Genomic DNA, 20,393 nt, shown 5'->3' on the forward strand with positions numbered 1-20,393 from the left:
CGTGTTCAATAAGTCGACTTTTCAGCACCCAGAAAGTCGGCATGAATGTATCTAGTATCTGCATACAGATAGGCACCTATCCCGATCTAACGACATACAATGCCAGAAGAGCAGTATGCAAGGAGGGTGAACGACTGTATGGAAGAAAAAGAGCTTCTTCAGGAGAAGTACGGTTTTGAACTCCAGGGATATCGCACGACGGGTGCAAGCAAGGTACTGGAAACGGATCGAGGCCTTTACTACATGTTCGAGGCGCCAGCCGGATATAAATACAAAAGCAAGTTTATTGAAAAAGTAAAAAATCATTTGAGTCAACAGCAAAACATTCGCTTGTTAAAGCTGGTGAATACAACAAGCGGGCAGGCTCACATCGTTGATGATGAGCAGCTTTACTATTTATACAGAGGCGTGCGGGAGGCGGTTCCTGACAATCCATTTTATGCCAGCGGCCAATCACTCGCACAGTTCCATCTAGCCACGAGTGATTTTTCATCTGACAAGATGTTTATCCCTTATAGCTCTCTTGGCAACTGGCCGAGTATGTGGCGCAAAAAGCTACGGAATTTTAATGAGTACCGGGATGAGATGGATGAGGATAATGTAGAGCTCGCGCCAATGGATGAATATTTGTTGACCTGCTTCACCTACATTACTCAGCTTGGTGAATTGTCCGTTCAATATTTGTTGGATGCTGGATACGATAAAGTTGTGAAGGAAACAGCTAGTCTCGGGAAAGTAGCCTACCAAAATTTTGATCAAGGGTATATGCTATGGAAAGAGAAGGATGTACGTCTAATGGCAGGTGAATGGAACTGGGTTCTTGATATGCGTACTCGTGATGTGGGGCAGTGGATCAAAGCCGAGACAAAGCGAAACGGCTGGAATGAAGAGGCTGTGACCAGCTTTCTCGACGGCTACAACAGCGTCTCTGCGCTACAGCCAGCTGAATATGCCGTGATTTATGCGCTCATGCTCTACCCAGGCAGGTTCTTGAGGCTCGTGGAGACCTATATGGAGTTGCCAGTAGAAGAGCGCCAGGAAGTCAACATCGAAGCATGGCAAACGCAGTTGGAAGACGAGCTAACCAAAATGGAAGACGGACTTCGAAAGTACCCCCTATTCATTGCACAGCGTTATGACGTATCCATTCCACAAATTGACTGGTTGTGGAGGAAAAAAGATGATCAAGCAACAAGTTTTCGTTACGAGGAAACTCAATCCTGAAGTGATCGCGATGCTTGAAAGAGTAGCCGAGGTCGAGCAATGGACAAAAAATACACCGATCCCGCGTGAGTTGTTGCTGGAAAAGATTGAACATGTAGATGCCGTCTTGACCATGCTGACAGAACGCGTGGATGAGGAATTTTTGGCGCGTACAAAACGACTCCGAATCGTGGCGAACATGGCGGTCGGTTACGACAATATTGATTGGGAAGCGTGCAGACGACACGAGGTCATCGTAACCAACACGCCTGATGTGCTAACAGAGTCTACAGCCGATTTGGCTTTCGCTTTATTGATGGCAACAGGCCGCCGATTGACGGAAGCCAATCGATTTTTATTGCAGGGGGAATGGACATCGTGGAGTCCGACCCTCATGGCTGGACAAAATATATATGGTTCGACTCTGGGGATTATTGGGATGGGACGAATTGGGGAAGCTGTGGCGAGACGCGCCAAAGGATTTGGCATGCGGATCTTGTATCACAACCGGAATCGCAAACCGCAGGCTGAGCAAGAGACAGGAGCACGGTATGCTGATTTGGCGGAGCTTCTGCAAGAGTCCGATTACGTCGTTCTGCTTACACCGCTGACAGAGGACACACGCATGTTAATGGGGGAAAAACAATTTTCGCTCATGAAAGAAACCGCTGTGTTTATCAATGTTTCTCGTGGTGGGACAGTCGATGAGTCCGCATTGTATCAAGCGTTGGTAGACAAAAAAATATGGGCGGCAGGCCTGGACGTTTTTGCGGTCGAGCCTGTCCCGATGGATAACCCGCTCTTGCAACTGCCAAATGTAGTCGCATTGCCACATATCGGTAGTGCGACTGTGCAAACGAGGGCAGAGATGGCGAGGCTGGCTGCTGCTAACATCGTAGCTGTACTAAGTGGGAGGGAACCTCTGACTGCCATATGAACACGTTCTTTGTAGGAATCACAGGACTCTTATTGCTACTCTTGATTGCAGCAGTAGCCGTGTCGTTTCACGTAACCTGGCGCTTGACGCATCCCGTACGAAAGCCGGTTAACATGGACCCCCGAGATTTTGGGATTGAACAGGTGGAATCCATCGTTTTTTCGAGCAGGGAAACGACCATTTCGTTGGCTGGATGGTACTTGTCAGCTGAAAAAAATGGGAAAGTCTCCAATGGACGTACTGTAGTCTTCGCCCATGGGTATAGCCAAAACAGATTAGAACCGCATCTTCCCGCTCTGTCACTAGCGGCAAGACTTGTTCATGCCGGCTTTGACGTGCTGATGTTTGACTTTCGAAATGCGGGTGAGTCCAGCGACGCGCTGACTACGATTGGTCTTCGGGAACAGCAGGATTTGCGGGGGGCCATTGATTTTGCGGCAGCCAAGAAGCCGGAACATACACTGGGTCTCGTCGGGTTTTCCATGGGGGCGGCAACCTCCTTGATGGTGGGAGGAGTGGATGAACGCATCACTGCGATTGTAGCGGATTCTCCATTCTATTCCTTGCGTGAATACTTGGTTGAGAACTTGCCGCAGTGGACGGGCCTGCCTCGCTTTCCATTCAACTGGCTCATCCTTACCTTGTGTCCTATATTGCTAGGAGCTAATCCGCGTGACGTCAATCCGTATCAGGCAGTCAAGCAAGCGGAAAAGCCGATCCTTTTTATACACGGAACAGGCGATACGACGATCCCCATGGTGAACAGCGAACGACTATTTGAGCTGACGCAAGACAAAGATTCCGAGATTTGGATCGTACCGCGAGCGGGTCACGTCCGCAGTTATCCGTTAGTTCCAGAGGAATACGAGAAACGCGTTATTGCTTTTTTGGAAAAGGGAATGGGGAAGAGGAAATGAAAAAAGCAGCTACGCGGTTGCTGTAGCTGCTTTCATGTCGATGTGACTGGATTAGAATACTTGTTGAACTTCCTTGATGCCTGGGATTTCTTCCACCAGTGCACGCTCGATTCCTGCTTTCAGGGTGATGGTAGAGGAAGGGCAGCTACCGCAAGCACCCATCAGGCGCAGCTTCACGATGCCATCTTCTACATCAACGAGTTGTACGTCTCCGCCGTCACGTTGCAGGTAAGGACGCAGTTTATCGAGAACTTCTTGTACTTGATCCATGATATCCATGTTACATTCACTCCTTTCCAACCTCTCCTTTATTATAATCATACCATGGTGAGAAATCCATGGCTTACATGCCCTGTTGACACTTTGAAGTTCCGCTGACACACCGAAGTTTAGTAGCATGGACTTTTTGTAATCTTTGCATGTTATAATGAAAAAGAAAGAAGCAAGTACTTCAATATAAGGAGTCAGATCTTCGTGAACGTATTTCGTAATGTGAAGGAACTGATTGGTAATACGCCGATCGTCGAAATTACACAATTTGAGCTCCCTGAAGGTGTCCGCTTGTTCGCCAAGCTGGAATATTTTAACCCAGGAGGCAGCGTAAAAGACAGACTCGGCATGGAGTTGATTCGTGCCGCAGAGGAGAATGGCCAATTGGCCCCAGGTGGTACCATTATCGAACCGACAGCAGGAAATACAGGAATTGGTGTAGCGCTGGCCGCTGTAGGAACTGGTTATAAAGTCATCTTCTGCGTACCAGCGAAGTTTTCCGAGGAAAAGCAAGAGCTGATGCGTGCCCTCGGAGCAGAAGTCGTCAATACACCGACAGAGTTGGGGATTAAGGGTGCAATTGCCAAGGCAAAAGAACTCGCAGAATCGATTCCAGGTGCTTTTGTACCACAGCAATTTGCTAACCCGGCAAATCCAGACGCACACTACAAAACAACAGGTCCGGAAATTTGGAGTCAAATGGACGGCCAAGTAAACGTATTTGTGGCAGGCGCGGGCTCTGGCGGTACTTTCATGGGTGCTGCTCGTTACTTGAAAGAACAAAACCCAAACGTAAAAACGGTAATTGTCGAGCCAGAAGGTTCCATCTTGAATGGGGGGGAATCCGGCCCGCATAAAACAGAGGGGATCGGCATGGAGTTTTTGCCTCCATTCATGGATACGAGCTACTTCAATGCTATTCACACGATTCTCGATGTGGAAGCATTCGATCTGGTCAAGCAGCTGGCTGCCAAGGAAGGCTTGCTCGTAGGCAGCTCCTCAGGTGCAGCTATGGCAGCGGCACTGCGCGAAGCAAGAGAAGCTGCTCCAGGGACGAATATCGTTACACTGTTTGCTGACGGCAGTGAACGTTATCTAAGCAAGAAAATTTACCAGGGGGGAATTTAAGATGCGTATCAAAACTCGTCTGATCCACGGCGGAATCGATGGAGATCCACATACAGGAGCCGTATCCGTTCCAATTTACCAGGTAAGTACTTATAAACAGGAAGCAATTGGCGTTCACAAGGGCTTCGAATACTCCCGTACCGGGAACCCGACTCGTCACGCTTTGGAAACATACATCGCAGAAATCGAAGGCGGCGCTCGTGGCTTTGCATTTGGTTCTGGTATGGCGGCACTCTCTACCATCCTCTCCATGTTCAACAAAGGCGACCATCTCGTGGTAGGTGACGATGTATACGGTGGTACTTACCGCGTCGTTACACGTGTATTCTCCCGTATGGGTCTGGAAGCAACCTATGTAGACACGAGTGATCTGGCAGCAGTAGAGGCGGCAATTCGCCCGGAAACCAAAGCAATCATTATGGAAACACCGACAAACCCGCTGCTGAAAGTAAGCGACATCAGCGCGTTGGCAGGCATCGCGAAAGCAAAAGGCGTGCTGCTCGTGGTAGACAACACGTTCATGACACCATACTGGCAAAATCCGCTGGATCTCGGTGCTGACATCGTGTTCCATAGCGCAACGAAATATTTGGGCGGACACAGCGACGTAGTAGCAGGTCTGGTCGTAGCAAAAGATGCGCAAGTGGGCGAAGACCTCCATTTTGTGCAAAATGCAATTGGCGGAGTGCTCGGGCCACAAGATTCTTGGCTCTTGCTGCGTGGTATGAAGACGCTGGGAATTCGGATGGAAGAGCATGAGCACAACGCACGTACGATAGCAAAATGGCTGTCTGAGCGCAGTGACATCAAACGCGTGATCTATCCTGGACTGTCCAACCATTCCGGTCATGAGCTGATTCAAAAGCAAGCGCGTGGCTTTGGTGGCATGATTTCCTTCGACGTAGGCAGCGCAGAGCGTGCTGACGAAGTGTTGGCAAAGGTAAAATACTACACGCTGGCTGAATCACTGGGTGCAGTGGAGAGCTTGATCAGCGTACCTGCACGCATGACACATGCATCTATCCCGGCAGAGCGCCGTGCTGAGCTGGGCATTACGGATGGCTTGGTGCGCATCTCTGTTGGTATTGAAGATGTTCAGGACTTGATCGAGGACCTGGAACAAGCATTGTCCTAAGCTAGCTGACCCGGGGGAGGGCGGATATAGTGACTGTCGATATCAAGGTTTTTGGGACAGAGCAATTGTGCGCAAGCTGCGTCAATTTGCCATCTGCAAAGGAAACAGCCGAGTGGCTGGAGGCGGCACTCTCTCGCAAATATGGGAGTGACAGCATCCGCATCGTTTATAGCGACTTTCAACAGCCGCAGACAGACGATGACAAAAGCTGGGCGAATCGCATTATCGAGGAAGATTTATGGTATCCGCTTGTCGTAATTTCCGGGGAAATTGTCGGTGAGGGAAATCCGAAATTAAAGGATATCTATGAAAAGCTGGAGAACATGGGCGTGCAGCCGATTGCTTCTTTGGCAGAATAAGATCGCTCAAGAAACGACCAGATGATCTATATCTGGTCGTTTTTCTTTTTAGAGTAACAGTCTGAGCGCAACTTCGAAAGCCAAGAAGCGTTTAACTAGTATCAAAAATAAAAGGGTGATTTTTCTATGTTTGGAAAAAAGATAGTGTTTAGCGTTCTAGCTTGCTCCCTTTGTTTATCCACCATACTTGTTACCCCATCTGCTACAAATATTGCAGAAGCAAACACAGCGAGCTACCGAATTACATATAAACTTCCGCCCAATCCGGAAAAATACTTGTTTTTGAATGTACAGATGGTCTCTATTACTAATCCGCATCCATTGTCTTTGCAACTGCGCCCTTATTCATCCGATGACTATATAATCGACATGGAAACGGAAGAATCGTATCACAAAATGAATTTCTCTTATCGCGTGAAATTCTTATCCTCGAAAAAAGGATTTCTCTGGAATCTGTATCACTTTATCGGTACTCTACCTCCAGCATATCCGGCTGACATGAATCTGGATGAGCTAGACCAAGGCATTAAGAATACGGACGCCTATTCAAATGAGGGGAGAGCTCTACGAGAAACCAGAGCCCAAAGCAATATGAATGCCCGCCTGCAGCCTCTTGTTCAAGCCGGTTACGTCATGCCAAATGAGATCGACGATGGGATCGCAACGAAGGAGTTCGTCGCGACCGTTCTGTATCGGATGTTCGGAACCGTTCGACCTTACCACGGAGGAATTGATCTGAAGGATTCGGAGAATGTCGCTGTTCGCTGGGCAGTTGAAGTAGGCTTGCCGGGTTATGTAGTAGATAGCGAAGGCTATATTTATCCTGATTCACCGCTTAGCATGGAATCCGGCCCGGAAAAATACGCACAGGAGCATGCGTATGATCGTCTGCAGCATTTTATGAAACTCATTCTTCCCGGGAAAAAGACTGAATCAGGTTGGGAGTACTATCAGGTGAAATTAGCACCGGGCATGGTGCCGACACAACCGCGCGATCTCATTTCAGTCAATGGAAAGCCCTATAATGATGATCCTGTTTCCTCTATTACAGAGACCCAAGAATACCAAAATGCTAGTAGAAAAATCGGGCAGTACTTTATTCCGAAGTTTCCCCAAATGCTCGATCAAGCACGTAAGGATGCCCTAAAGCCTCGGGCATGGGACTGGAGCCGCGATCTAATTCACCATCCTCATTTTTCCAAGGAGATTGCCGCCTATCGTAAAAACAAAAGCAGCAAAAATCTGAATGCCGTCTACCAAGCTGTAAGAAAGCACTACAACCTCAGTATCCGTCAAGACTCGGCTGCCATTATCAAAAGTGTGTTAGATAACGTCAAGTAATGTGCTGTTTACTATTTGTATATCATTCGTAAACCTTTTGTAACGAAATGGAACAGGCTTCGTCCTATAGTAGTAAATGTAACCAATAACTTACCATCTAGTGGAGGCCATAACGATGAATAAAAAATGGATGAAGCCTGTTACATATTTGCTGCTTGCAGGGGTTGTAGGCGTAGCTGGATTTTCTGCAATGAATACACAAGTAGCTCACGCAGACTCTGAAAAAGGAAAGCTTTTCTCGGCTGCGGCTGAACTGAAACTCGACAAAAACACCTATGTGATCGATCAAAAAACGGCTGACGTCAATGGCGATAAAAAGGATGACATTGTATATCTGATCGGCCAAAAAGAAAAAGCGGATGACATCTATGCTTCCAATATGAACATCGTAGTGAAAGACGGAAAATCCGGCGCTTATAGCCAAACGGATATCAAAGAGCTGGGCGGCTATGAAGGCGAGCTGACTCTCGTAGACTTCACGGGTGATCACGTTGCAGATGCTTTCGTTAAAACAGCGACTGGCGGAAGCGGCGGTGTTTACAGCCACGTAATCGCTACTTTTGAAAACAACAAGCCAGCCGTGATTTTTGGTGAAAAGGAAAACGAAGGAATCCGGTACGAGGGGAAATTCGTAGATGGCTTTAAAGTAGAAGGCAAAGGCTCCCATCTGGATAAGCCGCTGACGCTTGATGTGAGTGCCAACCAGGATGTATACGTAGCTGCCAAGCTGTATGACAAAGCAGGCAAAGTACAGCCAACAGAAGATGCTGTTTCTGTATTCTCCTATCCATTCGGTTCTCTGACTCCAGTCGATATGGATGCGAACGGTACATTTGAGCTGGTAGGAGAGCAACGACTTGTAGGTATGAACAACACAGATACCGTTTCCCGCATTAATTCTGTTTGGGGCTACCAAGGTGACGGCAAATGGAATCCATGGGAAGTAGAGTATTCTACTTTCTTGAAAAAACACCCGGGTGAAGCGATTAACACGATGATTGAAAAGTAAAAATTGTAGAGCTTGATACGCAGCCTCCTTTTCATGACGGAAATGAAAAAGGAGGCTGTTTTTCGTTACCAGCGAATGGTTCTACCAACCGACTTTTTCTCATATGGATTTTGGGTACAGGGGTAACCAAAGGAGGAAGAGCGGATGGACCAACCGATTGCTCGCTACTACGAGTTGAAGGAAATTCAAAAGCAGGTAGAGGAAGAGTTGAACGAGCTGCGGGGGAAACTGATTGAAGCTTACAGCGAAGCAGGCAGCGCAGAGGAAGGCGAATACAAGCTGCTGATCTCCTATCAGGAGCGGCGAGAATACAATGATGATCGCCTCTACAACGCCTTGCCAGATCCTTCGCTTTGGCGCCTCATGTCGAAGGCGGATACCGGGAAAATTTCGAGTTTGCTCAAGCTGAATGTCATCCATGAGAAGGTGTTGGCAGACACCTTTGAACCGAAAAAAGTACCTGTTTTACGTGTCCAAAAGCGATAAACCAGCAAAATGAGGAAACCGTCAGGACTTATCTTGACGGTTTTTTTGCATGGAAAGAATTATTTTGTATAATGGAAGGATATAGAAAATCCCTGTTTTTTCCTTACTTTTTCTCTAACATCTGGAGGAGGATCGTGCAGATGAAAGTCTTATTTTGCAGCCAGCCATTTCAAGAAAACAAAGTCGATGAAACCTACGAATATGAGTATACGTGCGCAAAACAACTCGGCTTGGACATTCATCTAATCAGCTTGGAACAACTGATATACAATGATAACCCGTTAGCGGCTGTGAAACAAATACAACCCGCTCCTGAAAAAGTAACGGCTATCTACAGGGGATGGATGCTAAAACCATTCCTGTACCAAAAATTGTACGACGCCCTGCTAGCCCAAAATATAGAGTTAATCAATACACCCGAAAAGTACGTGCATTGCCATTACCTGCCTGAATCTTATGAAGTCATCAAAGATTTCACACCGCTTTCGGTCTGGCTGTACAAGGAAGAGATAGACGCGTCATTTGAGAGCGTGCATCGGATCGTAAATAGATTTGGTCAGTCTCCGATCATGATCAAAGATTTTGTAAAATCTCGAAAGCACGATTGGAATGAGGCTTGCTATATCCCCGATGCTTCCGATAAAGAAAAGGTACAGCAAGTGACCAATCGATTTCTGGAGCTGCAGCAGGATGAGTTGAATGAGGGAATCGTCTTTCGAGAATTTGTGAAGCTTCAATTTTTGACCCATCACTCGCAGAGCAACATGCCATTATCTCAGGAATATCGCATTTTCTTTTTGGATGGCGAACCCATGTACATGGCAAATTACTGGGAAGAAGGACAATATGACGATACGCCGCCAGACCTCCAGACATTTTTAGAGGTAGCGAAAAATATCAAGAGCCGCTTTTTTACCATGGACATCGCAAAGCTAGAAAATGGCTCGTGGACCATCCTCGAGCTAGGGGATGCACAGGTGTCTGCTCTGCCCGAACAGGCTGACATATTTGAATTTTTCACAAAGATAAAAGGAAATCTATCATAGAAGAGGTATCTACCCATGAAAATAGGTTTGGCCCAGACGAGGTTTCCCCAATCAGCGGCGGAGGGGCTTGCGATCATTAAGCAGCAGATGAGAAATGCCGCCAACCACAACTGCGATCTGATTCCTTTCCTGAATCCGTCATTCCGGGGCTGCGCGGAGTAGGCTATGAAGTGGAAGCATACGATCACCAGATTCAGCTGGGAGCACTAGGGGAGATTCGTGCGATGGCAAAGGCATGCAAGCTCGCCGTGATTTTGCCGATAGAATGGAAGGATGAGTGCGGGTATCATCTGGTCGCCTTTGTCATCGGAAAAAGTGGAGAAGACCTCGGGATGCAAATCAAAAATCAGATTGATCCAGATGAGGATCTGTTCGATTATGTTCCTGGTGAAGGGCGCCAGTTGTTTGAAATGGAAGGCGTGGCTTTTGGAATTGTCATCTGTCATGAAGGATGGCGGTATCCAGAGACGGTACGGTGGGCGGCACGCCGCGGGGCAAGCATCGTTTTCCATCCGATGTTTACAGGGGAAGTCAGCAATCCCGATTTTTACAACGGGGCAATGGTTTGCCGAAGCTTGGAAAACAACATCTACTTTGCCAGCGTGAACTACGCGATTCCGAATCAACAGGTGACGACGGCTTTGATTTCGCCTACGGGGGAACGACTGTGTGTCGCAGCTTCAGGGAGCGAGGAACTGCTCGTGTATGAGATTGATCCTGCGAGAGCGACACGATTATTGGCCCAGCGCTTCCAGCCTGAGTTGGTTGATTAGTTAAAGAAAGAGTGTGAATGAATGAATCCAGAATTGTTTCAACCGAGTCTGAAGCCTGGTGTAAACTATGAAACCAAATCGTACAATCTGACCTCTTATCTGTATGCATGTATGATTGGTGGTTTTTTACCCGCGCTTGTGTTGGGGATGCAAAATGCAGTATGGTTACGGGCTAACCCTCTGTGGCGTAGCATCATTTTGGTAGTGGGAATTATTCTTTATTTCGTCTTACCACTAGGGATACTCCGATTTTTTTTAGGGACATGGATTGGGATTGCGTATTACTTTTTAATGGAACGAAGATATAAGGTTCATAAAGGAATCCATGCCACAATACAGCCAATGCTCCAAACAGCTATTGGGTGCTCTTTCGTAGGCAGGATGCTCGAAGTGGCTTATATAGTAAAAGGAGTGCCGTTATTATATGGATCTTGAAGTTTTGGAGAGTTCTGTCCTCTATCAGCTTGGCGAGCACTACTATGAGATGGGGCGCTATGAACAGGCAAGAGAGCAATTTAAGCAGGTATTGGCCAAAAACGCAACGCATCCCAGACTGCTGTATATGATGGCATATTGTGAATACCAACTGGACAATTACGAAGAAGCCTATGAGCTTTGTACATACGCCATCAATGAGGGCTTGGTCACAGAATATGTATATAATACCCTTGGACTGATTCTGATACAGCAAAAAGAATGGTATGAAGCGGAGCAGGCGATGCTTTTTGCGTTGTCCTTAAACCCCAGCGAACCGAGTATCATTGCTACGTATTCGTTCCTGATGTACGAGACGGGCCATCTAAAAAAGGCCAGGCTGCTGATGGAAGAAGCGAAACGCCTAGACCCGATGGACTCAACCGTGCTGCAATACCAGTTTTATATGTGCATGATCGACGGAAAGAAAAAAGAGAAGCACGAAGCGCTGGCAGGGTATATGCAAGGAGCCGAAGACGATTTGTACAAGCTAATCAAAATTGGAGAAGAGGCTTACTTTCGAGATGATTACAAAACAGCGAAGGAAGCTCTGGTCCAAGCTTTTATGCTAGACCCGACAAATTCGCGAGTAAAGGAACTTCTGGACGGAATTGAAAAGGAGACCCATTTCCTATTTTTTCCGAACCGGATTGTGCGTAAGCTGGGAGGACCTATTGGTTCATGGGTAACGAGTGTGGGGCTCATTTTACTGGCTATTTACTTGTATCCACCAGCATTTGGGGCTATTCTTCTCTTTCTGCTCATCTTTAATGTTTACACGTGGATTTCGGGGTTTGTTTATAAATTGTTTGTAAAGTGAGGAGTTTCGTTTGAATAAAATCGATGTCGTCAAGCAAATGGCAGAAAGCAATCCGGAAAATGGGTCTGCATGGTATCTGTTAGGTCTGGAATATGCGCAGATTAACAAAAATAACGAAGCGCTGCAAGCGTTCACCCAGGCGCTTCGTTATAGCGATCATGCACTTCAGCAGCAAATCATAGTAGAGCTAGGAAAGATTGCTTCTGCAAACACTACATCTAGCCAGTCTTCCATTAACCAGCGCTCCATGCCACAAAAGGCTATGGTAGGAGCCTCAGAAGCTACCCAAGAAGTGGATAACCAGGAACAACTTCATGATGACCACAATTCATTTCAAGTCATTCCTGGCGGACAAGTAGGAAGACGGGATAAGGTGAAGGATCACGTGACCTTCGAGGATGTTGGTGGTTTGCACGAAGTGAAGAATGCCATTCATATGAAAATTATCAAGCCGTTTGTGTCTCCTGGACTGTTCGAGCTCTTCAAGAAAAAAATAGGGGGTGGAATCCTCCTGTATGGGCCTCCAGGATGCGGGAAAACGTTCATTGCCAAAGCCACAGCAGGGGAATGCCGTGCCCGCTTTGTGCCCATACATATTTCGGATATTCTCGATCCTTATATCGGCGCTAGTGAGCAAAACCTCCGAGAGATCTTCTCGTCTGCGAGAGCGAACAAGCCGAGTGTCCTGTTCCTCGATGAAATGGATGCGCTCGGTTACAATCGCAGCCGTGCTTCGTCTAATACGATGCGGACAGTTGTTGATACGCTCTTAACCGAGATCGAAGGGATTGATACCAGCACAGATAAGATGCTCATCATCGGTGCGACCAATATGCCATGGGATGTAGACCCTGCCTTTAAACGTCCGGGTCGTTTCGACAAGATGATTTTTGTCTCACCTCCAGATGAAGAAGCGAGGAAGACAATTTTTCAAATCAAGCTGGCCGAACGTCCAGTGGTTGAGATCGATTACGACTGGTTAGCCAAGGAAACGGACCTGTATTCTGGGGCAGACATCGAGAATGTCGTCGAGATTGCTACAGAAATGGTGATCGCGGAAATTATGAAGTCAGGTGTTGAACGCCCAATCCAGATGAATGATTTGAAGCAATCCATTGCATCCACACATCCTTCTACCATTGACTGGCTGCGAACAGTCAAAAATTACGTGAAATATGCCAATCAGGGCGGGCTGTACAATGATGTAGAGTCATTCTTATCGCGTTATAAACGAATTTGATATAAATCTAAGCAAAAAGCTTATTCCAAAAGAAAGTCTGGAATAAGCTTTGTTGTTTTATTGTGCGAATTATAGGGCCTTAATGATCAGATTGGTTTCTTCTTCTCCTTCACGAAATCATGTTTCTATGAAGGATTCGCCGATCTCCATCAGCCCGCCAGGTTCCTTAGATTATACAAAAAGAAAACCTGTTAGACCATCCGGCCAACAGGCTTGTGCTTTATCCCATATGCTTTTTGTACATCCATAGCTGACCGCTCTTGATGACACGAGCCATCTGACCGACCAGAGACATTTTTCCCATGCTGGCAAAGCCTTCCTTTTTGCCGAGGGAACCGAGGAAGCCTTTGTGCTTGAGAGCAGGCAATGAAGCTGGATACTCCTCACCTTTGATGTCTTTTTTCAACATCAAGGCAATTTGTTCGCCTTGGATCTCAGCTGTTTGTGCGCTCGGCGCGATGATGGTACTTGCACAGTCACCTACCACATACACGTTCGTATGGGATTGGATTTGATGATACTGATTTAGTTTGGCGCGTCCGATGTTATCTGTTTCGATCGGTAGAGAGCGCACGATTTTGTTCGCTTGAATACCTGCTGTCCATACGATAACATCACTTTCAACAGGCTGGTTGTGGTTGTACACGATCCCTTGCTCGATGCTAGTGACATTTGCCATGGAAACAAGCTGTACATCGTGCTCAATGAACCATTGAGATGCGTATTCCTGAAGCTTTTTCGGGAATGGGCTCAAAATGCTTTGACCGCGGTCGATGATGCGTACATTCAGGTCGGGACGGCTCTCGCGTAGCTCAGCAGCCATTTCCACCCCGGAAAGACCACCACCCACAACGCTAACCGTGCCGTATGGGTTCACATTATTGATTGCCATGTATGTGTTGCGGGTAGCTCCCATGGATTGAATCGAACACGTAAATTGTTCAGCACCAGGGATATCATGGTAACGATCCTCACAACCCAATCCGATTACAAGCCAATCGTAGGAGAGGGTGTCCCCGTTAGCAAAATTGACGACCTGCTCGTCCAATTCCACACCAGCAATTTCACCGTATTTGACGGTCAGGCGTGGATCGTTTGGAAAATTAACACGCAGGTGAGATTCCGGTGTAGTACCTGCCGCCAGAGCGTAATACTCTGTTTTCAAGCCATGAAACGGCATACGGTCTACGAGGGTTATAAACACGTCATCTGGTAAATCAGGGGACAGGACTCGCTCAATAATACGAAGACCCCCGTATCCTCCTCCAAGGATCACAAGTCGTTTCATAGAAGGTCTAGTCCTTTCTTCTGTCCGTTTTTTACAGCACCCACTCTATTTTTAGTCTCTTTCACTAAAAATGCAAGCAGAATCTTTTTCCCGTTTTCTCCGCTGGATTTTTATCAAAGTCGCGGTACAATAAAGTACGTGATGATGTCGAAATAATCGGTAGGTGACAATAGATGAAACCACTAGTAGAATTTTGCGCGAGCAATGTTTCCTCCTATACGCAATCCGTCGTGGATGCATTGGAAAATGATCCTGATCTGGATGTGGATGTACTCGAGTACGGCTGTCTGGGGTATTGCGGTGAATGCTACATGGAGCCATTCGCGCTCGTAAACGGCACATTGGTACAAGCTCCAACAGCCGATGAATTACTGGTGAAAATCAAGAAGAAATTACGCGAGGAAGAAGAACTGCTGGATGCAGATTTTCCTCTTTAGGTTGTTCTCTTAGGATGTTCATTGGGGAGCATGATCAACCGTGCATGTTTCAAAATAGTAAAGCTGATGCCCAAGTGATAGGGAGCATCAGCTTTTTTTCATGGATTAATGTTCTTTGATCACATTGTAGAAGGTATCACGTTCCAGCGCGCGTTTTCCTGCGCCTTTGATCAACCAAACCAACTCATCTACAGTCAGAGCTTGCTGGGTAAGTGCACCGGCTGAGTGGCTGATACGCTCCTCGATCAAGGTTCCGTGAGCATCGGAAATTCCCATTTGCAGAGAAAGTTGTGTGAGCTGGGTACCGATGTTGATGAAGTATGCTTTGATATGCTGGAAGTTATCGAGCATCAGACGGCTGATCGCCATTGTTTTCAAATCATCAATGGCAGAGTTGCGGCGTTTGATACCAGCTGTTGCTTTGATCGGTTGAACAGCCAATGGAATGAACACCATGAAGCCGTTTGTGTCATCTTGCAGCTCGCGCAGGCGGAGCATGTGAATCACGCGCTCTTCCAATGTCTCGATGGAGCCGTACAGCATGGTGGTATGTGTTTTCAAGCCCAACTCATGAGCTGTGCGGTGTACTTGCAGGTACATGTCTGTACTTGCTTTTTCCGGGCTCATTTTCATACGATAGCGCTCAGTCAAAATTTCAGCGCCACCACCCGTAAGGCTTTGAAGACCAGCTTTCATCAGCTCTTGCAAAACCTCGCGGATGGATAGACCGGAAATGCGGGAGAAGAACTCAATCTCTGCACCTGTATACGATTTAATCGTCACATCCGGGTACGCTTTTCTCAAGGTACGAATGGTGTCGAGGTAGTATTCAAATGGCTTGTGCTGGTTATGTCCGCCAACGATATGGAATTCACGGATACCTGGATGGAAGCGAGTTTCTACATAATGAAGCAACTCATCTGTGCTCATCGTGTAGGCACCCTCATCCCCTTCATCGCGGCGGAAGCCACAGAATTTGCAATGAGCTTCACATACGTTCGTTGGGTTGATGTACAGATTTTGCAAAAAGTAAACGTTATCCTGATTCTTGCGATAGTTAACAACGTTAGCCAATTGTCCAATCGTCAAAAGATCGTTGGAATTAAAAAGGGTGACACCGTCTTCCAAGGTAAGTCTTTCGCCATGCATAACTTTTTCTGCGATTCCGGCGAGAGATTTGTCTTGTATGGCAATCGTTTCAAGCGCCATTCCAAACACTTCCTTTCAAAGTCAATGGTTCTTAGATGAAAGAGCTTTAATCCAGTCATACCCAATCGATATTCGTTCCATGGGAGTGGAAAGGCTCTTAGGAATAGAGTAAATCTCGGGCAACAAGAGCACCTATATTATAAACCTCTTGGTAAGTACGAACAATATCATAAGTTCTCCAACTCTCTAGAAGGAAGTTGCGGATGTAAAAATAAAACAATTACCGTCGTATTTTTGGTATATTTTCGGAAATAAAGGAATTTTTGTTTGCGAAATTCTAGCTGTTCTTGTAAAATATAGTAAGAAATCCTGATCTATTACTAGGAGGAGCTTCAAATGCGGGACGTTTTGCTCGAGAAAATCGAACTCCTTCGACAGCGTATGGTATATATGGGGTTAGAGTTTGGGTTAGATCATCCAGATGTCCTCGAATACAGTATACAAATTGATCAACTACACAACGAACTGAACCAGATCGATCATAGTCTGTCTAAGGCAGGGAACCGGAAGAAAGCTTATAGATTTTATCTAATGGAAAACAATGCACATTTTGCATAGGAAGGGGAAACCCTTCTTTTTTATTTTGAAAAGAATGAACGCGTAAAGTGCAGGGGAACCTTGTGGGAAGAAGCGTTTCTTAGTAAACTGAATATACTGGTTGTAACAAGTGCAGGAATAATGAGCCTGTGAAGGAGGGAAAGAAGCATGATTACATTGACAGAGCGCGCCAGTCTGAAAGTAAAAGAAATGCTGGCAGCAGAAGGTAAGCCCGATGTGTTTTTACGGGTAGGTGTCAGAACTGGTGGTTGCAGCGGCTTTACCTACGGGATGGGCTGGGACGAAGAGATAAAAGAAGGCGACGAGACCTTCGAGCAAAACGGTGTGAAAATTGTTGTCGATAAGGACAGCTACCCATACATTAAAGGTACAGAGATTGATTTCAAGGAATCGATGATGGGCGGAGGCTTCTCCATCGAGAATCCGAATGCAGTCGCTTCTTGTGGCTGTGGATCTTCGTTTAAGACGGCACTCGCTGAAGGTAAAGCGGAGAAATGTGACGACTAAGGCCTTTTGCTAGTATTTGGTGATTAAGAGTAATAGAAACCTCTTTGACTTGTGCAGATATTGCGCATGAGTTGAAGAGGTTTTTTTGTTGGGAGTATTCGGTTAAAAAATTTCCAAATCATGTCACAAAATGACGCTTTTGTTTGTTATACGTGCGAATCGGAGGTGAGAGGGATTGGATCATAACGAAATGGAGCAAGCGCTAAAGGAGGTCAGAGCCGGGGATATCGACCAATTTGGTTTGATCATCGATGAGATGCAAAAGCCGTTGTTCGTGTACTGCTATCACATGCTGGGACACCGACAGGAAGCGGAGGATGCTGTCCAGGAGGTTTTCTTGAAAGCATTCGAGCAGCTGGACAGCTATCGGCACACTGTTTCTTTTTCAGCATGGATGTATAAGATTGCGTATCATCATTGTCTGAACCTCTTAAACAGAGCGAAGCTGAATCGTGTGTTCACTTTTTTGCGAGCGGGGATTCAGACGGTCAGTCGCCATGAGGGAGAAAAGAAGGTAGAAGATACGGAGTATTTGAACAACCCTCTTCATGTAGCAATAGCAAAGCTATCTGTAAAGGAGCGCAATCTCCTGATTTTGCGTGTGGTGGAAGACCGAAGCTACGACGAGCTGGCCTTGTTGTTTGATACGAAGCCAGCTACGCTGCGCAAACAGTATGAACGGGCATTGAAAAAGTGCAAATCCTACATGCTCGTGAATGAAGGCGGTGATAGACATGACTCGATCTCAGCAACCCGATGATTGGAAACAACAGTTAACTGCCGCCGCCGATGATTTCGATGTCAAGGAACAGGTCCTTCAAAAAATGAAGGAACAAAAAATGAGGTCGGAGGGGAAGCAAGTGAAAAAAAGATTGGGATTACTTGTCGCAGCGATTCTTGTGTTTGGGGGAACATCCGCTTATGCAGCCATGAAGGTATACGAATTGAAGAATGAAAAAGGGGAAGCCGTTGTAAAAGTGCAGCAGACTGCTACTCCACAACCGCAAAGTAAATCTGGAAACTGGAAGAGTTTTCAAGATGTAAGGGATTCGCTTAAGCAAGGAGAGGGAGCAGCTGTATATATGGCTGGCCCAGACAATCCGAAAAAACGTGTTTCTTTCACCTATATTCCTGTTATTCATGAATCCACACGGCCACTACAGAAAGAAGTGGGGAGCTTTTATGAGGTACCAGCTGAGCTAGCGGGTGGTTACAAATTTGTAAATGGGCATGTAAATTACCCATTTGATTATAGCCAAGCAGAATTATTCGAAGAAATGTACAAGGAAGCAGAGAACGAGAAGAAGCAAATCGTTGTGCGAAAGGTATCTCCTAAGTCAAATTTTGATAGAGTCTATACGTTGTACAAAGGGAGTGAAGGAAAAGAGCGGGACGGGGACGTATACATCGCCATCACGAATTTTGAAGGTGTGAAATACATCGAGGAAGAAGCAGGGCAGGATGCCATCGTAGAAAAAGTGAGAGTGCAAAACTATGAGGGACTGTATATAGCTGGCAAGCTAATAGATGGAACCGAAGAAAAGGTCGTAAAGGTCTATCAAGAGGACAAGAATAGACTCATCGAAGTGGTTGCCATGAATCCTGTTCTGACGAAAAAAGATTTACTGATGATTGCCCAGAATTTAAAATAAATACACCTAACCAAAAATGTAACATTTATCCAGATACGCGCGTATTTACAAGAGCAGCTCCTTATGGGAGTCTGCTCTTGACTTTTTTAAGGAAAAAGCATGAGTAAGGAGTGAAAAAGGTGGCTGATGTTACGCAAGAACAAAAAGGCTTACAGTGGCTATTGCTGGGGGCATTTGGGATCGGCTTACTGTTTGACTGGATGTTTTACGGTAAAGGATTTGGCATCTCTTATCTATTGTTCGTAATCGGCTTGTATGGTCTTTTTATTTGGCAGGCTAGGCAACGCATTCCTATACGCTTTTCTCGAAAGCAAGTATTCGACTGGATATGGACGCTTCCGATTTTTCTATTGGCCTTTACTTTTTTTCTATTTTCCAATCCGCATTTTCATCTGTTCAACCTGTTACTGATTCCGTTTTTATTCGTGATCCAAACGATCCTGATAACCAAGCGTCATCAAGCGAAATGGTACGAGGCAGGCTTTTTCATGGAGATGTTGGAGATGCTGCTCCTTTACACCCCGAAGTATATGCGGATGCCTTTTAGGTTGTCAAAGGAATGGATCAAGGGTAGGGTGAATCAGGAGAAGTATGGGGTGATGAAGAAGGTTTTCATCGGAATCGGCATCTCGGTGCCTCTGCTGGTGATTGTACTCTCCTTGCTCTCGAATGCGGATAGTGTGTTTGGACATTTTCTGGGTCAAATACCGCGTAGGGTCATTGATGTCCATTCACTTGAAGCAATCTTTCGAATGATGCTAATCGCGATCATTACGATCCTCGTGTTTGCTTACATGTATTCTCTTTTCGGGAAACGAGAAGAAGTAGTGGAATTGCCTGTGCCTGAAGATGAAAAGAAGATCGTCTGGGACGGGGTTATCCTTGTAACGATTCTGGCGATCATCAATATGGTGTACACAGCGTTTACATACATTCAGATATCGTATTTGTTCAGCGGGGCGAAGCGAGTTTTACCAGATGAATTGACGTACGCCGAGTATGCTAGAAATGGCTTCAATGAGCTGGTGACGGTTACTGTTATTAATTTCTTGATTCTCCTATGTTCGATGCACTTTGCATCACGGGCAAAACCAATGCTCTACCGGATCATTCAAGTTCTGCTGAGTATGCTGACGATTTGCACAGGTTTCATGCTCGTGTCCGCCTATTTTCGCCTCTCACTGTATGAGGATGCTTACGGATATACGCATACGCGGCTGTTAGCTCACGTTTTCATGATATTTCTGTTTGTGTTGTTTATCATTGCTCTCTTGAAAATTTGGCGCGACGGTTTCTCCCTGATCAAGTATTACGCGATTGTGACACTAGTGAGTTACGTCATTCTGAATTACATCAATATGGACGTCATCATTGCCAAAAACAATGTACAGCGCTATCATGCGACTGGACACATCGACATCGAGTATTTGAGCGAGCTGTCTTATGACGCCATACCAGTGGTTATGGAGCTTGTGCGGGATAAAAAGGTAGAAGAGAGGTTTATGGAGATGCTACAGGAGCGAAAAGAGATTTTGTATGAGGACAATAGCTGGCAGTCCTTTAATCTCTCGGAGTATCGTGCAAAGGCTTATCTTCCATGAAAT

General features: G+C 46.1%; 22 protein-coding genes. 19 read left to right on the forward strand and 3 right to left on the reverse strand.

The genetic code is table 11. The features are described from left to right. The first annotated feature begins 138 nt into the window (after positions 1–138). Genes POF51_RS17565 through POF51_RS17575 form a run of 3 tightly spaced genes read left to right on the forward strand, consistent with a single transcriptional unit; the run spans position 139 to position 3,057 of the window. The gene (locus tag POF51_RS17565; RefSeq protein WP_069848709.1) at positions 139–1,224 is read left to right on the forward strand and encodes a hypothetical protein; all 1,086 of its coding nucleotides are present in this window, start codon (positions 139–141) and stop codon (positions 1,222–1,224) included. Beyond that, the gene (locus POF51_RS17570; protein WP_069848706.1) at positions 1,181–2,140 is read left to right on the forward strand and encodes a 2-hydroxyacid dehydrogenase; all 960 of its coding nucleotides are present in this window, start codon (positions 1,181–1,183) and stop codon (positions 2,138–2,140) included. The genes POF51_RS17565 and POF51_RS17570 overlap by 44 nt, the downstream gene beginning before the upstream one ends. After that, positions 2,137–3,057, forward strand: coding sequence for an alpha/beta hydrolase (locus tag POF51_RS17575; RefSeq protein WP_069848703.1), 921 nt, complete (start codon positions 2,137–2,139; stop codon positions 3,055–3,057). Before POF51_RS17570 ends, POF51_RS17575 begins: the two co-directional genes overlap by 4 nt. Before the next feature lie 51 nt (positions 3,058–3,108). Here the strand turns inward: POF51_RS17575 and POF51_RS17580 are convergent, their stop codons facing one another. Next, entirely contained in the window at positions 3,109–3,336 is a 228-nt protein-coding gene (locus POF51_RS17580) for a NifU family protein (protein ID WP_007715787.1), read from the reverse strand. A 195-nt stretch (positions 3,337–3,531) separates the two neighbouring features. Between POF51_RS17580 and cysK the strand changes: the two genes are divergently transcribed. From cysK to POF51_RS17630, 10 genes are all read left to right on the forward strand, one after another. Further along, positions 3,532–4,455, forward strand: coding sequence for a cysteine synthase A (gene cysK, locus POF51_RS17585; RefSeq protein ID WP_007715789.1), 924 nt, complete (start codon positions 3,532–3,534; stop codon positions 4,453–4,455). A 1-nt stretch (position 4,456) separates the two neighbouring features. After that, positions 4,457–5,590 carry a bifunctional cystathionine gamma-lyase/homocysteine desulfhydrase gene (locus POF51_RS17590; RefSeq protein WP_069848700.1) on the forward strand — a complete coding sequence of 378 codons (1,134 nt, stop codon included), beginning with the start codon at positions 4,457–4,459 and terminating at the stop codon, positions 5,588–5,590. A 29-nt stretch (positions 5,591–5,619) separates the two neighbouring features. Next, complete coding sequence (locus POF51_RS17595; protein ID WP_069848697.1) at positions 5,620–5,949, forward strand: YuzD family protein; 330 nt, start codon at positions 5,620–5,622, stop codon at positions 5,947–5,949. A gap of 126 nt (positions 5,950–6,075) precedes the next feature. Next, positions 6,076–7,290, forward strand: coding sequence for a hypothetical protein (locus POF51_RS17600; protein ID WP_069848695.1), 1,215 nt, complete (start codon positions 6,076–6,078; stop codon positions 7,288–7,290). A 115-nt stretch (positions 7,291–7,405) separates the two neighbouring features. Beyond that, complete coding sequence (locus tag POF51_RS17605) at positions 7,406–8,299, forward strand: hypothetical protein (protein WP_069848693.1); 894 nt, start codon at positions 7,406–7,408, stop codon at positions 8,297–8,299. 144 nt (positions 8,300–8,443) lie between these two features. Beyond that, on the forward strand, positions 8,444–8,785 hold the full coding sequence (locus POF51_RS17610) for a hypothetical protein (RefSeq protein WP_017251357.1): 342 nt from the start codon (positions 8,444–8,446) through the stop codon (positions 8,783–8,785). A gap of 140 nt (positions 8,786–8,925) precedes the next feature. After that, entirely contained in the window at positions 8,926–9,831 is a 906-nt protein-coding gene (locus tag POF51_RS17615; protein WP_069848690.1) for an ATP-grasp domain-containing protein, read from the forward strand. A gap of 170 nt (positions 9,832–10,001) precedes the next feature. Beyond that, positions 10,002–10,604, forward strand: a complete 603-nt coding sequence (locus POF51_RS17620; protein ID WP_244521772.1) for a carbon-nitrogen hydrolase family protein — start codon at positions 10,002–10,004, stop codon at positions 10,602–10,604. 424 nt (positions 10,605–11,028) lie between these two features. Beyond that, positions 11,029–11,898: a tetratricopeptide repeat protein gene (locus tag POF51_RS17625; RefSeq protein ID WP_069848684.1), complete on the forward strand. Its 870-nt coding sequence runs from the start codon at positions 11,029–11,031 to the stop codon at positions 11,896–11,898. A 10-nt stretch (positions 11,899–11,908) separates the two neighbouring features. Then, positions 11,909–13,138, forward strand: coding sequence for an AAA family ATPase (locus POF51_RS17630; protein WP_069848682.1), 1,230 nt, complete (start codon positions 11,909–11,911; stop codon positions 13,136–13,138). 220 nt (positions 13,139–13,358) lie between these two features. Here the strand turns inward: POF51_RS17630 and POF51_RS17635 are convergent, their stop codons facing one another. Then, positions 13,359–14,426, reverse strand: a complete 1,068-nt coding sequence (locus POF51_RS17635; RefSeq protein WP_069848679.1) for an NAD(P)/FAD-dependent oxidoreductase — start codon at positions 14,424–14,426, stop codon at positions 13,359–13,361. A gap of 173 nt (positions 14,427–14,599) precedes the next feature. Here POF51_RS17635 and POF51_RS17640 point away from each other — a divergent pair, with 173 nt between their 5' ends. Next, a complete protein-coding gene (locus tag POF51_RS17640) occupies positions 14,600–14,863 on the forward strand; it encodes a YuzB family protein (protein ID WP_069848677.1) in 264 nt (87 codons plus the stop codon). A gap of 105 nt (positions 14,864–14,968) precedes the next feature. Here the strand turns inward: POF51_RS17640 and mqnE are convergent, their stop codons facing one another. Next, on the reverse strand, positions 14,969–16,072 hold the full coding sequence (mqnE, locus tag POF51_RS17645) for an aminofutalosine synthase MqnE (protein WP_017251348.1): 1,104 nt from the start codon (positions 16,070–16,072) through the stop codon (positions 14,969–14,971). 336 nt (positions 16,073–16,408) lie between these two features. Between mqnE and POF51_RS17650 the strand changes: the two genes are divergently transcribed. From POF51_RS17650 to POF51_RS17670, 5 genes are all read left to right on the forward strand, one after another. Continuing rightward, positions 16,409–16,630 (forward strand): aspartyl-phosphate phosphatase Spo0E family protein, encoded by a 222-nt coding sequence (locus POF51_RS17650; RefSeq protein ID WP_017251347.1) that lies wholly within the window; start codon positions 16,409–16,411, stop codon positions 16,628–16,630. A 147-nt stretch (positions 16,631–16,777) separates the two neighbouring features. Further along, complete coding sequence (gene erpA, locus POF51_RS17655) at positions 16,778–17,137, forward strand: iron-sulfur cluster insertion protein ErpA (protein ID WP_017251346.1); 360 nt, start codon at positions 16,778–16,780, stop codon at positions 17,135–17,137. 175 nt (positions 17,138–17,312) lie between these two features. Then, entirely contained in the window at positions 17,313–17,897 is a 585-nt protein-coding gene (locus POF51_RS17660; protein WP_069848674.1) for an RNA polymerase sigma factor, read from the forward strand. Continuing rightward, positions 17,872–18,789: a hypothetical protein gene (locus POF51_RS17665; RefSeq protein ID WP_069848671.1), complete on the forward strand. Its 918-nt coding sequence runs from the start codon at positions 17,872–17,874 to the stop codon at positions 18,787–18,789. Before POF51_RS17660 ends, POF51_RS17665 begins: the two co-directional genes overlap by 26 nt. A gap of 119 nt (positions 18,790–18,908) precedes the next feature. Beyond that, positions 18,909–20,390 (forward strand): DUF4153 domain-containing protein, encoded by a 1,482-nt coding sequence (locus tag POF51_RS17670; protein WP_069848668.1) that lies wholly within the window; start codon positions 18,909–18,911, stop codon positions 20,388–20,390. The last annotated feature ends 3 nt before the right edge of the window (positions 20,391–20,393 follow it).

Origin of the sequence: Brevibacillus sp. AG (assembly GCF_028369215.1) — a bacterium.
GTDB classification, from domain to species: domain Bacteria; phylum Bacillota; class Bacilli; order Brevibacillales; family Brevibacillaceae; genus Brevibacillus; species Brevibacillus porteri.

Bases quoted from the DNA above. Each gene is read 5' to 3' on its own strand.
- POF51_RS17565 (WP_069848709.1), top strand. From the start codon at position 139: ATGGAAGAAAAAGAGCTTCTTCAGGAGAAGTACGGTTTTGAACTCCAG.
- POF51_RS17570 (WP_069848706.1), top strand. From the start codon at position 1,181: ATGATCAAGCAACAAGTTTTCGTTACGAGGAAACTCAATCCTGAAGTG.
- POF51_RS17575 (WP_069848703.1), top strand. From the start codon at position 2,137: ATGAACACGTTCTTTGTAGGAATCACAGGACTCTTATTGCTACTCTTG.
- POF51_RS17580 (WP_007715787.1), bottom strand. From the start codon at position 3,336: ATGGATATCATGGATCAAGTACAAGAAGTTCTCGATAAACTGCGTCCT.
- POF51_RS17590 (WP_069848700.1), top strand. From the start codon at position 4,457: ATGCGTATCAAAACTCGTCTGATCCACGGCGGAATCGATGGAGATCCA.
- POF51_RS17600 (WP_069848695.1), top strand. From the start codon at position 6,076: ATGTTTGGAAAAAAGATAGTGTTTAGCGTTCTAGCTTGCTCCCTTTGT.
- POF51_RS17605 (WP_069848693.1), top strand. From the start codon at position 7,406: ATGAATAAAAAATGGATGAAGCCTGTTACATATTTGCTGCTTGCAGGG.
- POF51_RS17610 (WP_017251357.1), top strand. From the start codon at position 8,444: ATGGACCAACCGATTGCTCGCTACTACGAGTTGAAGGAAATTCAAAAG.
- POF51_RS17615 (WP_069848690.1), top strand. From the start codon at position 8,926: ATGAAAGTCTTATTTTGCAGCCAGCCATTTCAAGAAAACAAAGTCGAT.
- POF51_RS17625 (WP_069848684.1), top strand. From the start codon at position 11,029: ATGGATCTTGAAGTTTTGGAGAGTTCTGTCCTCTATCAGCTTGGCGAG.
- POF51_RS17635 (WP_069848679.1), bottom strand. From the start codon at position 14,426: ATGAAACGACTTGTGATCCTTGGAGGAGGATACGGGGGTCTTCGTATT.
- POF51_RS17640 (WP_069848677.1), top strand. From the start codon at position 14,600: ATGAAACCACTAGTAGAATTTTGCGCGAGCAATGTTTCCTCCTATACG.
- mqnE (WP_017251348.1), bottom strand. From the start codon at position 16,072: ATGGCGCTTGAAACGATTGCCATACAAGACAAATCTCTCGCCGGAATC.
- POF51_RS17650 (WP_017251347.1), top strand. From the start codon at position 16,409: ATGCGGGACGTTTTGCTCGAGAAAATCGAACTCCTTCGACAGCGTATG.
- erpA (WP_017251346.1), top strand. From the start codon at position 16,778: ATGATTACATTGACAGAGCGCGCCAGTCTGAAAGTAAAAGAAATGCTG.
- POF51_RS17665 (WP_069848671.1), top strand. From the start codon at position 17,872: ATGACTCGATCTCAGCAACCCGATGATTGGAAACAACAGTTAACTGCC.